General features: G+C 68.9%; 6 protein-coding genes. All 6 read right to left on the bottom strand.

The window, feature by feature from the left end:
• Nucleotides 1-919 precede the first annotated feature (919 nt).
• Nucleotides 920-2,434, bottom strand: a complete 1,515-nt coding sequence (locus ABZ471_RS31490) for a NaeI family type II restriction endonuclease (RefSeq protein WP_359071147.1) — start codon at nt 2,432-2,434, stop codon at nt 920-922.
• Between the two features lie 495 nt (nt 2,435-2,929).
• Complete coding sequence (locus tag ABZ471_RS31485; protein ID WP_359071146.1) at nt 2,930-4,210, bottom strand: TIGR02679 family protein; 1,281 nt, start codon at nt 4,208-4,210, stop codon at nt 2,930-2,932.
• Complete coding sequence (locus ABZ471_RS31480; RefSeq protein WP_359071145.1) at nt 4,207-8,445, bottom strand: TIGR02680 family protein; 4,239 nt, start codon at nt 8,443-8,445, stop codon at nt 4,207-4,209. The genes ABZ471_RS31485 and ABZ471_RS31480 overlap by 4 nt, the downstream gene beginning before the upstream one ends.
• A complete protein-coding gene (locus tag ABZ471_RS31475; RefSeq protein ID WP_359071143.1) occupies nt 8,442-9,767 on the bottom strand; it encodes a TIGR02678 family protein in 1,326 nt (441 codons plus the stop codon). Before ABZ471_RS31475 ends, ABZ471_RS31480 begins: the two co-directional genes overlap by 4 nt.
• Nucleotides 9,764-11,392 carry a TIGR02677 family protein gene (locus ABZ471_RS31470; RefSeq protein WP_359071142.1) on the bottom strand — a complete coding sequence of 543 codons (1,629 nt, stop codon included), beginning with the start codon at nt 11,390-11,392 and terminating at the stop codon, nt 9,764-9,766. Before ABZ471_RS31470 ends, ABZ471_RS31475 begins: the two co-directional genes overlap by 4 nt.
• A gap of 640 nt (nt 11,393-12,032) precedes the next feature.
• Nucleotides 12,033-13,382 (bottom strand): hypothetical protein, encoded by a 1,350-nt coding sequence (locus ABZ471_RS31465; RefSeq protein ID WP_359071140.1) that lies wholly within the window; start codon nt 13,380-13,382, stop codon nt 12,033-12,035.
• Between the last annotated feature and the right edge of the window lie 291 nt (nt 13,383-13,673).

Below are 13,673 nucleotides of genomic sequence, written 5' to 3'. Positions count from 1 at the left end.
CCACGGCGACGAGCCGAGCAGGTGCTCGCGCACCACGCGATCGGCGTCACGGTGCCGCGCGCACCAGGTCAGCAGACGGCGGTGATGCACGGTCTGCGCCCGGACGATGCCGGACCACATGCTGTCCCATGCGTCGGACGCGGCACGGTGGCGCTCCATCCACGTCTCGACGTCTTCTTCGCCGTCATGCTTGTCTGGCCCGGACGGGAGGCAGTCAAGGTCTGTGACGAACACGGCCTCGTGCAGGCCGTGTTCACCGAGTACGAGCTGGGCGGGCGTCGGGGCCGTCAGCAGCTCGGGGGTGATGGCCAGGTCCGTTGCCGAGCGGGGGTTGAGCTCAGCGACGACGGCGCGGATGAGCGCTGCCCCACCCTCTCTCCGGCCGAGCACACCGAGTCGTGCCTCAGTGCACTCCCGCAAATACCGCGTTCGGTATGCGTTCGGGCAGGCGGGGTGCGACAGGGCAACGCGGGTCAACTCCATGGGATCCGCCGGCATGTACGGCTGCGGTTCGCGATTCAGATCGCTCTTCACCGCCATGGCCAACAGCCAATCGGGCGCTGCCTGTGCGAGCGGTCCCCTGAGCAGGGTCATGAGCAGACCGTCCCGGTCCGTGCTTTGGGATGCTGTGCGTATCGCCTCGACAGCCATGCGGGTGGGTGGGGAGTCGGCGGACGCCTGCGCGATGACCGTACGCAGGAACTCAAAAGGGAGAGACGTATGTGATTCCGCCGCGGCCATTGGACCCCAATCTCGAAATCGTGCCCCTGGCCTATGGTCGGACCCACCCGGGCACGGTGGTCTACCAGGTGCGGACGCCAATCATGCCGAACAGGACTGACAGCGCAGGCGGTTACGGACATACCGGAGCAGGGCTCGGTGTACTGGGGGGGGGTGTTCGCCGACGTTTCCCTCAGCGCTACCAGAGCTTCGCGAGCGACGGAGCCTCCTCGATGGGGTCGTCTGGTCCAGCCAGTGTCCACACCTCATCGGAGAGGGCGATGCTCGGTGCATCGCCATGTTCGGGGCGTCGGCGGGTGACCCGTTGACTGACCCATTCACCGTCGCGCGGCACGGGCAGGCCGAGGCTACGGGCGATTGACGCCTGTCGACTCGTACCGCCGAGCACGAGGATGCCATCGCCGCGCAACGCCTCCCGGGCAGCTCGGACCCGCTTCGGGCCATCTGCGGTCACGGAGACGGTGGAGATCGTGGTTCGGTTGAGTAGCCGTCCTTGCGTGAGCCTGAAGAGGTTGTTCACCCGGGCCTGGCTGCCGCCCCGGCTCACTTCGGTGGCGAAAATCTTCTCTCGAAGCGGTGCCGGAAGGTGGAGAAGGGTGTTCTCCGGCAGATGCGCGTTGTGGAAGAGCCAGGTGACGGCCTGTCGGCCTGAGGCCGAGAGCGTGCGCTTGAAGTCGCGGTTGGCCGCTCCGCTGAGGTGGCCGGGATCGATCCGGATCAGTCCGAGGCTCCAGCAGGACCGCTCGTCGTTGGCTGACACGAGCAGGCACACCCTCCCGATCTCCCCGGGCGTAATCGCCCATGTCGCGCCCGTGGTGAACTTCAGTACCACCTGCTGGCGTCCTATCGGGAGGTCGGTGGTCTCCTGGCCAGGCGGGAAGCCCCAGGCCGCCGCGAGCTCGTGAGTGACCTTGGCGCCGAGGTAGACCTTTTCGGATTTCCCGAGCGTGGCCGGGTCGAATCGCCCCGTTCGCCGTCCGTCGAGCACGCTGTCGAATGCGTGGCGCAGGGCGTTCGCCGTTGTTGCCTCGAAGTCCGGCATGCCGCGGAGGGCATCCGCGACGGTCGCGACGCCAGAGGAGCCAGACCCGCTTTCAGTTCCTGCGGCGGCGAAAGAAGGGTTGCTGGTCGCGGCTGCAATGTCGGAGTTTGCCGAGCGGGTCGCTGCGACATCCTCGTCCGGAAAGGATGGGATTGCGGTAGTCGGCTCATCTCGTGCTAGGCCGACGGACGGAGCCGGGGCTCGGCGCTCGGCGGCGGCCAGCTGGTCGCGCAGTGCTTGGAGATGCTTCTCCTTGCGCGCCAGGCGGCGCTCCATCCGTTCCACCTTGCCGCGAAGGTCGCGGTTCTCTCGCAGCACGTCCACGAGTTCCGGATCCGGGCTACCGGGCGTCGGCTCTTGCGATGGTTGCATACTGCCGGCTGCCAGCGTGGCCCGCGCATTCACCAGGTGCTGCCTGACCTCCTCGGTCATGGCTTCCTTACGCTCTGGTGGAGCGAGCACCGCGATGATCGCGTAGATCAACGAGGCGTTGTTCTGGAGCCCTCTGCCTCGAAGCCGATCCGAGAGCACCTGATACGACGGAGGGCGCGGGCCTTCCCGGTGCTGCGCCAGCAGTAGCTGTTGCAGCCCTTTGAGCTGAACTCCGCTGCTGTCGACCAGATCACGCAGCAGCCCCACGATCTCCCGCATGGGCATGCAGAGTTCCGTGTCCACCTCTGACCACTGACCGCCCCGTTTTCGGCGCGCCATGTCCTCGCCCCCGCTCCTTGGATCTCCGCAAAAGAGTATTCAATCTATCTGATCGGAAGATCGAACTTCCGGACTCCGTGGACGTCCGGCACCGTGGTCACCCCAGCAGGAAATCGCTACGTGAGAAAGGACGTCGATGCGTCAGCGCACGGCCGATCTCTGCGCCTTCGCCATCATCGTCGGCACGCCCACAGCTCTGATCGCCTTGAATCTGCCTTCCGATCAGGTCATCGCGAGCACCTCCGCCGCGGCCGTCCTCTACTCGGCCTGGCGCCAGGGTGGAGGCACGCCGCCGTCACAGGGCTCCGGGGGACGGCATGGCGCTGACTCTGCTGCCGCTTCCGACTCCGGACCGGTGTCCGAGTCGGGAACCGGCCCAGGCCGGGGGCCTTCGGAACAGGTTGGCTCCCGGAGTCCGGCATGGTGCCGATGTCTCTACGCCAGGCGTGACAGGTCGGCCACCAAGAGGTCGAGAGTGGCCTCCTCATGGAGCGCGACGCCGAGGGCGGTCATGGCAGGGGCGAGATCCGGGTCCCAGTCCGCGCTGACCGGCTGGCCATCGAGGGCCAGTTGAGGGATGCCCTCGGCCTGACTGCGCGCGGCCAGATGCTCGTAATCCGCGGTGCCCATGCGCCACGGCCGAGCTTCGTAGCGGCGGATGACCCGGTTGGCCAGAGCGATCCCCGGCCAGTCGAAGTCGCCGTGGTACGCGAAGCGGCAGCCCGCGGTGGCAAGGGCGTCGAGAAGCGTGAAGACTACGGTGGCGGCGCTGCCGGAGGTGCACACGAGGGGCTGGACGCAGGCCGCGTCCGCCGCGGCTTCCACCACGCGCGGATTCTCACAGATGTGGATGAGCGTTGCGGCGGGGAGCTGCAGCCGGAGGTCATGCAGGTCGCGTGGTGTGACGTGAACTTCGGAGTGATGGTCGGCTCGCTCCCGCAGAGCACGCTCCCGCCAGCCCTCGCCGTCGGGTCGCAGCCCGTAGGTGAGCACCGTGCTGGAGACCTCGTCCGGCGTGACGGACACCAGCCGCCACAGAGCGCGTCGACCGGCCGCGTCGTCGGGGAACTCGGTGCCATGGGCGAGGGCGACCCCGCGTTGGACGAGGCGTGCGAGCCAGGTGCCGTCGTCCAGGCCGTGCGCGGAGCCGGTCGTCATGGCGGCGAGTTCTCCTCGGCCGCGTGTGCCGTTGCGTTCAGGTCCTTCGGGGCCGAGAAGAGCAGTGAGGACTTGGACCGCCTGCTGGAGTGTCCATATCGCCGCTTCGGGCTTCACTCCTCTCGGAACACCGGCACGGCGCAGCAGGTCGTACCACTGTCGGGGCCATTCCTGGTCGGCGAGTGGGGAGGCATCCAGTGACGAAGCAAGGGACGACCACACCTGTTCCCTCCGTGCTGCCACGTCCGCGCGGGCGGCACGGCGGTCGGTGAGTGGCGGGCCGAGTTCCTCCAGGGTCTGTCTGAGGCCGAGTCCGGCGGCCGAAGCGCGTAGCCGTGCGTCGAGCACGTCGAGCCGTATGGTCACGGCGGCACCTGTGAGGGGTTTGCCCAGCAGGAGAGACAGGTCGGTGCGTTCCTGGGCGTTCATTGCGGTCAGCCGGAGCGAACCCGTGGCCTGTACGCCGTTGCTCTCCAGGCGTTTACGTACCCCATCCCAGAGCCGGGTGAGTCCAGGTCCCGTCAGCCAGTCGCGCGTTGCGGCGGGCAGCCCGCTCATACGGACACCAGACGCCGGTGCCGACCGTTCCAGGTGTAGTGCAGGGTGGCCACCCCGCGTACATGGGGATCACGGAGGCACTCGTAGATGTGCAGGGACGGAACCTCGGGCCAGTTGCCCATGAGCCGCTCGCTGGTGAGGACGAAGTCGAGATCGAGGTCGACGAGGATACGGCCCAGCCGGCCGTGGGTGGGTTCGTCGACCTTGGCGAAGGCGTCGTCCAGGAGGATCAGCCGCGGTGCGTGCGGTGCCGACTCGGCGAGGCTGGTGAAGTGGGCGGCAGCCGCGGCGAAGAGCACGAGGTAGGAGAGGACCCGTTGTTCGCCCTGGCTGAGACCGGTCCGGCCGGTCAGCTTCCTACGGCGGCCCGGAGCCGCGTCCTCGACCACGAAGGTGTGGAAGCGGAACCAGTCGCGGTAGTCCAGCGCGGTCCGCAGATGGGCGGCGTAACCGGCTGACGGGTCGGCACGGCGAGCGTCCTCGATCCGACGTTGCAGCACCTCGCGCAGCTGCTCGGTCTGCTCGCGCGTCCTGAGGCTCGACGGACTGCGCAGCAGCTCGACGGCCGCGCGTACATCCGCGTCCACGTCCTCGTCCAGCTTCCACAGCAGCTCGACGCCGAGGCCGTGGGAGGTGCGCACGGTCCGCAGGGTGTCGTTGAGAGCCGCGACCAGGTTCGCCGCGGTGATGACCTGCGCCGAGAGGTGGTCGCCGAGCTCACCGGTCAGGAACCGCTGGAACACCTCACGTTCGCGCTCGGTGAGCCGCCCCCGGGCCTCCGCTGCCTGCACCGCGATCCGCTCGCCCACGGCTGCGACGTCATGGGACCCGTGGTCGTCGACCAAGCGGCACACCTTGATCCCGTCGCGCTCCTCCAGCTGCGCGTCGAATCCGCCGGCCAGTTGGTCGCGCAGATCGGTGTGGCGGTTGAGGAGGGTGCTGTCCGACACCTCGCCCTTCGGGCGGCCGAGGGCCTGTTCCACGGCGTCGGCGAGGGCCCGCAGCGCTCGCAGACGGCTGCGCACGTCCGCGCCGGGATCGTCCGACACGTACTCGGGCAGCGAGGCCCGGTCAAGGCCGGCACCGCGCACCACCTCGGGTCGGCTGAGAGCACCACGAAGAGCGCTGCCGACGTCGATGACCGCCGCCTCCTGGTCCGCCAGGCCCCCGCGCAGGCGCTTCTCGTCCTCTTCCGCGCGCACGCGCAGATCGTGGAAATCGTCGCGAGCTCGTTGCGCTCCAGGCAAGGCACGGACGGCGTTCGCGATGCGCTGCTTGGCCTCCTGCTCGCGGGTGAGAATCTCCTCCTCGGATGAACCGATGGCCTCCTCGCGGGTGCGCAGGTCCTGCTCAGCGGTGCGGAGCCCGGCGAGGTGGAGCCGGTAGCTCTCTTCCGCGGCCAGGCGGTCCTTCCGGGCGCGTCCGTACCGGTCGGCATCGGCGTGGTTCGCGCCGAGCCGCTCGCCCGTGCCGCCGACGGCCCTGCGCAGATGCCCGGCACCGCTGAGCAGGCCGGCCAGTGCGGTGCGCACACGGTCCAGGGAGGCGGGGTCGCCGGGCAGGTCGTGGGCAGTCGCAGTGGCATCCGCCTCGGTCCGCGCCGATACCGCGAGAGCGCGTGTCTCCTCGGCCAGCCGCGCCGCCCGGGTCGCCTTGGCGGTCAGGTCGCGCAAGGTCCGCTCGGCTGATTCAGTCCTGCTCCACGCGTCCGCGAGATTCCGTGCCCTGGGGAAGTCCCGCTCCGCGAGCGTGAGAGCACGACGCATGGCATCGGCTACGGTGAGCTCCTCGCGGACATCGGCCAGCCGCTGCTGAGTCTGCGCGATCCGCTCCTCCAACTCGGCGAGGATGCGTCGCCGAGTCTCGGCGCGTACGGCGGCCCCCACGTACTCGGTGTCGCCCTTGTCATGACGACCGCTGAGTACGCCCAGACGCCAACTGCCGTCGTAGAAGACCGCGTTGTGCGCGGAGGTCTCCTGTGCCGATGCGAGTGCGATGGTGGCCAGGAGACCCCCCACCTGCTCGGAGGTGACGCCGCAACCCGGTTCAGGGGCTGGGCGCAGGGCCGAGGCGAGAGTCGGCCCGTCGGACAGCACGGGACACGGCTGGAGAAGGGTGTCCCGGGTGCGCGGATCGAGAAGGACGCCGCCCGCACTCACCCACGCGTCCAGGATTCCACTCGCCTCCAGCGCCCCTTCCAGACCGGCTCGGTCGGCCGGAGCCAGGTCGTCCGCGAAGTCCACGAGCCGGTAGAAAGGGGCTCCACTGCCCGGCGTCCTCGCGGCGGCGCGATGGTGCGGTGCCGGCGGCTCGGGGTCGGTACGTTGCTCCCAGTCCCGCTTCTGCTCCGCCAGGCGGTCGAGTTCCTCGCCGAGCCGGCTGACGCCGAGTACCAGGGCGTCCCGGCGTTCGGTGAGTTCCTCGCCGTACGGCTCCAACGCGGCCTGAGCGGTCCGCCACGCCTGGCTGTCGATGTCGGGCGGCAGTGTGCGGTCCGCGAACGGCGCGTCGGCGGAGGTCTCGCAGGCGACCGAGGCGTGGACGGCATCCAACGCCGGGCAGTCGGCACCCAGCGCAGTATCCGTGCGCGCCGCCCACTCGGCGACATGGCGGGCGTAGGCGCCGCTCTCCTCAGCGACCTTCTGACGGCTGCCCTCGAGATGGCCGGCGGCCTCTTCCGCCTCGCCCTCCAGCCGTTCCCGCTCGGCATCGGCCTGAGCCGCCGCGGCCCGGACCTCGTCCGCCCGTGAGATGAGGCGGGTTACCTCCTGAACCATCCGGGCCCGGTTTCTCGCGACCGCCTCGGCGTCCTCCAACTGGTTCTGCCAGGACCGCAGTGCTTCCTGCGTCGTGACCGTGTCCACGCAGGCCGCCGACCGGTGCCGTACGGTACGCATCTCCCCGTCCGGAGTCGTCAGTTCGGTCTCGGCGGCCTGGGCCAGAACCGTGCGCGGCAGGGCTACCGCCTCGCCGAGATGGCCGGTGGGAAGCCCCGCCTTCTCCGCCTGCGTCAGCAGCTCCCGATGCTCGGTTCCCAGCTCGGCCAGGCGGCTTCCGAGGTGTTCGACACCTTCGGCCAGCCGCTCCGCCGAGCCCTCCTCCGCATCGTGCGCGTTGCGCAGGGTGGTGAACGCGGCCCCGGCGGCGGTGCGCAGCGCCTCCACCGTGCCGCGGCGCTCCGACAGTTCGCGCAGGCTGCGGTAGGCGTGACTGGCGTGCAGGGCGGCCAGGTCGGTCCGGGCGTCCTGTTCCTCCTCGCGCAGGGTCTCCAGTCGGCCCTCCGACTCCTCCTCCTGCGTCCTCAGGTCGCTCGTCCGCTGTGCGGCGTCTCCGGCCGCCCGGCGCCGCTGAGCGAGGACGCCCAGCTCGTGGCTCACTTTCTGGGCGGAGGTGCGCAGGACCCCGGCCAGGTAACCGCGGTAACTGGTGAGGAATGTGCGCAAGGCCGCGTCGGTGCGCTCCAGGCGGCCGAGTTCGTCCCGTACGGCGTCGAGGTCGTGGAGGTTGCGTGCCACCTTCTCGACCACGTCCTCGTCGAGCCCCGGCAGGGTCTCGCTCAGCAGGGAGACAAGGCCCCCGTGTTCGATCCGGTCGCCGACCGTCGGACGCCGCAGCCGGTGGAGGAGCTGGGTGAGGTTGCGGTAGCGCGTCGTGTCGGTGATGCCGAACAGTTCCCGGGCCACGCGCGAGCGGTGCTGGACCGCACGGTCGGTCGTGTTGTCGGAGCCGACGATCTCCTTGAGCCGGTCGACAGGTAGCGGCTTACTGGCCTCGACCAGATGCAGGTCCTCACCGATCCGCAGCGGGGTGACGAAGAACGTCGGCAGCGCCTTCTGCGTCGACTTCGAGGCACGGATGGCGGCACCGAGCGTCAGGTGGCGGTGACCGCCGTCGTCGGCCGTGCCCCGGAACTCCACCCACAGATACCCGAGACGGTTGGTCTGCTCGAACCCGTCCAGCATCAGCCAGGCAAGTGTGGTGCGGCCGGTGCCTGTCGCGTCCAGTGCCCGCGAGTCGCCGTCCAGAAGATACGGAAGCAGCATCTCCAGGGCCTTGGACTTGCCCGCGCCGTTCTTGCCACGCAGCAGCAGTCGTCCGTCGCCGAAGGAGAACTCCTGCTCGTCGTACTGCCAGACGTTCTGGATGCCCGCCCGGTGCAGCCGGAAGCGCGCGCCGGTGGTCGTCGCGGGGCCGGAACGCGGCAGCGGAACGAGGCCACGCGCGTCGGTGGTCATAGCGGCAACTCCTCTTGAACATCCACGCCTTTGCCGGCTGCGGTGGCCGGGCGCACCGTGACGTGGGTGGCATAGCGGGCCGCCGCAGCCAGCAGCACCCAACCGTCGCCGCCGGGCCGTGCGCCATGGACATCGGTCACCGTGCGTCCTTCCGATGCCTCTTCGACGTACCCCTCCAACAGACCTTCCCCCTCGGCGCGCAGCCGCCCGGCGCGGGCCATCAGCCGCATGCGGACCAGCAGGTCCAGTACGGCCTCTCGCAGGGAGGGAAGGTCCTCCAGGTAGCCGCGCTGCCAGTTGCTGCGCTGCCCGTACTCGGCGATCAGCCCGGCAAGCACCTCGTCCACCAAGCCGTCCGGGACAGCCACCCCGATCACGAGCGTCCCGCCGGTCGCCGGATGCCCCGGCTCCTGCGGCCGAAGCCGCTCCACGAGCCGTTCCACCAGAAGCAGCGCGGCCTGTGCGACGGTCCCGGTGCCCGGCAGGTGCAGATCCGTCAGCTCCTCCTCGGGGTCCACCAGCGCCACGCCCTCGGCACGGATCTCCATCTCCAGACCCAGGAGTTCGGAGAAAGCCTGGGCTTCCCGACGCTGCCGGGTGCGCAGCCAGTCACGCTCGGCGTCGGTCAGCTCGTCGAGGTGGACGACGGGTGTCTCGACGAGCATCCGGCGCACGTAGGTGCGTGGTCCGCCGAAGCCCGGGTCCGCTGCCCGCCGGACCAGGTCGGCTCCGTCCCGTGCCTGTGAGAGCGGGCCGGCGACGACCACGCGTGCCAGCTCCCGATCTATCGTGATCAGGGCTTCTCCGCCCACCTCCTGCGCAAGCGCGGCCACGTGGCCCTCGGTCTCGATGAGCACGCCCCAGTCGACGAGCTGGCGCAGAGCCGCGACCAGGGTCCGCTTCCCGGCCGCCCGGCCCGTTTCCTCCAGCTCGATCCCGGCGTCGGCTGCGGCAGCCCTGATATCGGCGACCAGGTGTGACAGCAGCATCTGCTCGGGAGCGGTCACCAGCACGGACAGGGCCAGCGCGAGGCAGGCGTACGTGTGTGGGGTGAACGGGGTGCCGGTGGAGCGCTCCAGCCGATGACCCGACTCCGCCCCCAGCCCCGCCTTGAACAGCCGGGCATAGGAGCTGTCGACCAGCAGGCGGTAGCCGAGCACCTGCTGGAACCGTTTGCCCAGCCAGTCGGCGTGCCTGCGGATCAGCGGGAAGAGGTCGGCATGGGGGCCGTCCGACGCGACCAGCGGGTGGGCGAGCAGCAGCCGGGCGGCGGTGCGGCGCTCGGCTGCCAGGGCCACGTCGTGAGTCGAGGGAAGGGTCATGACACGCTCGCCTCCGCTTCGCCATCGACTGCGGCGGAGATACGGCCGATTTCCAGCTCCAGGTCATCCAGCAGCAGGTCGCCATCGGCCGAGTACAGCATTGTTTGCGTGCCCGGCGTCCGGTGCACGGTGAGCCGGATACGCAGTTCGGCGTCTTCACTGCCGGCCGATTCGAGGTCGAACCCCGCCGTCCTCTCCCCGTCCGTGCTGACGGGCCTGCTGAGCTGTGCGTTTCCGAGCGCTGTGGCCAGCAGCTCCAGGAGCAGGCCGAGTGCCGCTGACGTGAGGCGCACCTCGGCGAACCGGCCGGACGCGCTGCGCAGTTCGTCGGCTGCCGCTGCTCTGGCTGCTGCCCGCTGACGGGCTGCCTCCCTCAGCAGCTGCTTCTGCGCGGAGTGGTCCTCCACCGCTGAGGCTCGGCCCCGCTGGGCTCGGCTGCCTCTTTCGCGCAGGGCCACCGGCACCTCGACCACCGGACCGGTCCACCAGCTTGTGTAGGCGGGCACCACCTCGTCGGTGGCCGGAGGTATGCCCAGATGGCGGGCGCCGTACAGCCCGAAGGCGGCGACGGCGATGTCGTGTGCGTCCCGCGGCGCCGCTTCGTCGAACCAGCGGGCCAGCCGCAGCAGATCCTTGCGCCGGGACATCTCCCCGGTGGCCGACCGCAGCATCCGCTTGGCGTTGGCGAGCAGCGACTGCAACGCGCGCAGGGTGGCGTCGCGTAGCTGGTCGACCTGGCTGCCCTGGCCGTCGGTGTTGCTGAACCAGCCGCGCAGGCCCTCCCAGTCCGCGAATTCGCGGCCCCGGCTGCGCTGGATGCGGACCCCCGGGCGGCTTTCGCCCTGCGCCTGCGCCGAGAGCCCGGTGAGCCCCTGGGCGTGGGAGTCCAGCCGATCCAGCAGAGCTGGGATGTTTGGCCACAGGGTGTCCAACGCCGCCGAGATCCGGGGCGCGCGGAACGCCACATCCTCTGTGATCGCCTCGACGTAGTCCAGGAGCAGCTCCTTGAAGCCCTGGTACTCGGCGCTGTCCAGGTCGTAGCGGGACAGCACCTGGCCGAGGTAGGCGTAGAAGTCGCGTATGGAGTCCGCGAACTCGGTGAATTGTACGAACAGCGTGCTGATCCGCTCCAGTCCGTCCTGCGGCTCGACGCCGCCCGGCGCGGTCACGAGGTCGGCCAGCTCCCGTAGTCCGCGCTCGACCAGTGCCAGCAGTTCGTTGCTCACCTCGCGGGCGGCGTCGGCTTCGGCCAGGACCCCGTCGGCGTCCCGCTGGATACGTTCGCCCAGTTTCGACAGCTGGTAGCGCGAGCGGGATCGCTGGTACTCGCTGATGCTGGACGCGTTCACCGTGTGGCTGCTGCGGAGCAGGTTTCCCCACTGGACCAGCTGTTCCAGTCGGACCGTGAGGGTGTCGGCGTCGAGTTCTGCGGCGGAAGCACCGGCCTGGCGCAGTTTCGCCATGATGTCCGGGACGGCGAGATCCGCCAGCAGCGTTCCGCAGAAGACCCGCATGATCGCGACGTGCTCCAGCCGCTCGGGCGCGCTGAGGTACGTGTACGCGTTCAGCCGCCGCCGCGCCTCCTCGTCGGCGTCCTGACCTGCACCGGATGCTGATGCCCCCATGCCCGTGAGGTTACGCGGCGCATACGGGCGCCGTCGGTGGGTGGCCGAAAATGCCACGGACGTGTGCCGGCCTGTGGCGATTCCCGTGGCAGCGGCGTGTGCGGCATGGGGGCGTCCGGCGTCCCCGGCTCACCCTGAATGGGTCCTTCGGTTTCTGTGCTGAGTGGCCTCCAGGAGAATGGGGTACGTTCAGGCCGATATCGATGGTGGCGGAAGACGGAAGGAGGCACGCGGTGTCGTACGAACCCAAACTCGCCGCGGCTCTTTCCGGCGCGACTCTGCGCCAGCTGTCCCACTGGCGCCGAGCCTCCGGGCCCAAGGGCGCCGTGCTCGTGCCCGAGATCTCCAGCGAGAGGCCGATCCTCTACTCGTTCCGCGACGTTGTCGCACTCCGCATCTGTGTGCAGCTGCGCGAAGAGGCTTCGTTGTTGGTCGATATTGGCCTCCCCGGGACGGTCCACAGACGGCCCCGCTTCAATAGCCGAGGGCCTCGCCCATGGGTGAGGCCCTCAAGCTGGCAGGACGGAACCGGCGGATTTACAGCGGGCCGGATTCGCATCCCCTGACCTGCGGATTCGTCATCAATGATGTGGTCTCGGGGGCACTTGGGGGATCTAGGTGCGCACTGGGGGTGGTCACCTCATTGCAGAACGCGCATGGCCAACACGGATCCGTCTGGGTGTACTGAGACGGGTCCCCACCACTCGTGGTCCCAGGTGTCACCAGGCCAGGTTGTGCGCCGGGCATACACCTCGTTGCGGTATCGCTCCACCCTGCCCGCTTCGAGGTGACGGAAGAGATCTTCAGCAACCCCCGAGAACGCCTCCACACGTGTTCTGTTCAGCCGGAACACGTGGTCCGTACCGACGCAGGGAATGCCCAGAAACTCCCCGCGGGCGTCCTGAACACTGCCAGCAGCCGCATGAGTGAAGCCGGTGAAGTGCCGTTGCCCCTGCCGCTTGGTCAAGTACTGGGCGGTTGCTGCCCCATCACCAGCAAAGGCCGTCAGCCCAGCAACTGCCGTCCGCGCTAGTACATGGCGAAACCACCCATAGTGCTTCGGCTCCACATGGAAGCCAGGTACGGACGGCTGCGTCTCGTCTCCATCAGGCGGCGGCTGGATGCCTGGATAGATGTTCTCGTCTTCGAGTCGATCATCCAGGCTTCTTTCATACGAGGACGCCCGCCTGCTCAGACGCCCACCCTCGCCCGTGGACTGCAGTACGTGGACTGTAAGCGGGCCTTTGAGGGGAAGCTCCGTGCTGAACACCAGGCTCGGCGTTTCGTTCCATCCACCGATGTGCACTGCCTCCACGGCGGCCGAGGCAGCAGCGAGCTGGTCGTCTGACTCAGCGGCGTTACCGTGGTGCCCCCTGCACTCGATCGGGAACACCAACGACTCCGCCCCTGGCTTCCAGACCTCAGCGAAAAATCGCGGACGGTAGCGGTACCCGGATCGGGGCCCCTTGTCCCTGCTGTTCAGGGCCCAACCTGCTCTAAGAGTTGTATCAGCCGGGACTATCGAAACGCAGTACCCAGGGTGGCGCCGAACCAGAACCTGCTTGGCCAACGCCAGCGCGAAGCCGACCCCCAGTTCCTCAGACTGAAGCGCCTTGTAGTGCTCCGCTGTTTCCCGTCCCTCAGCAGAGAGCTTCATGTGCTCGCTGGAGCTACCAGCCAGAGCCTGGCTGTACTTCAGACTGCCCCAGTGCTCGGCGAGACCCCGGCCGGCGCCTCGCCGAGACAGTGCGATAGCTCGACCAAGCGTGTGCAAGACATTCCAAGGGGTCGGTTGCAGGGAGCCAACTTCCCTGGTGGATACAGGTTGCAGGTCAGCCTTACGCCGCAGCGCTTCGCTTTCCTTCTCCTTACGCTTCTCGTCGTCCTTGGCCGCTGCCGCAGCTACGCTGCCGACGAGCGCTGCGTCCGAATGCACCGCAACGTTGGATATTTGCGCGAGGTCGCTGAGTACGTCTGCTGCTGGCTTCACGTTGCTCCCCTCCGACACGCCACTTGGTTGACGTCGCAACGTAGGTGGCGGCTCAGGGGCGCACACAAGTGCGCATGGGGCGTAAACAGGCACTGTCAAGCAACGTAGCTGCGCGTTGCGTGTCCCACTGGCGGGCGTGGATGTGGCTGGACACCTGGGGTTAGCAGGATAAGAGCCCTACGGGGGCGCGGCGGAGCGCCGCGCCCCCGTGGCTGTCGCTGGTCCCCTCGCACGGCCCAGTGACGGCCCGGCTGTGGTGCTCGGCAGATTTACAGTCCCCCGGAGATGATC

This window comes from Streptomyces sp. NPDC005728 (assembly GCF_040630895.1).
In the GTDB taxonomy this organism is placed as follows: domain Bacteria; phylum Actinomycetota; class Actinomycetes; order Streptomycetales; family Streptomycetaceae; genus Streptomyces.
The sequence above is the reverse complement of the archived record's forward strand: the minus strand, read 5'-3'. Positions and strand labels throughout refer to the sequence as shown.

Excerpts from the sequence above, each read along its gene's own strand:
- ABZ471_RS31490 (WP_359071147.1), bottom strand. The coding sequence starts at position 2,434 with ATGCGGGAGATCGTGGGGCTGCTGCGTGATCTGGTCGACAGCAGCGGA.
- ABZ471_RS31485 (WP_359071146.1), bottom strand. The coding sequence starts at position 4,210 with ATGAGCGGGCTGCCCGCCGCAACGCGCGACTGGCTGACGGGACCTGGA.
- ABZ471_RS31480 (WP_359071145.1), bottom strand. The coding sequence starts at position 8,445 with ATGACCACCGACGCGCGTGGCCTCGTTCCGCTGCCGCGTTCCGGCCCC.
- ABZ471_RS31475 (WP_359071143.1), bottom strand. The coding sequence starts at position 9,767 with ATGACCCTTCCCTCGACTCACGACGTGGCCCTGGCAGCCGAGCGCCGC.
- ABZ471_RS31470 (WP_359071142.1), bottom strand. The coding sequence starts at position 11,392 with ATGGGGGCATCAGCATCCGGTGCAGGTCAGGACGCCGACGAGGAGGCG.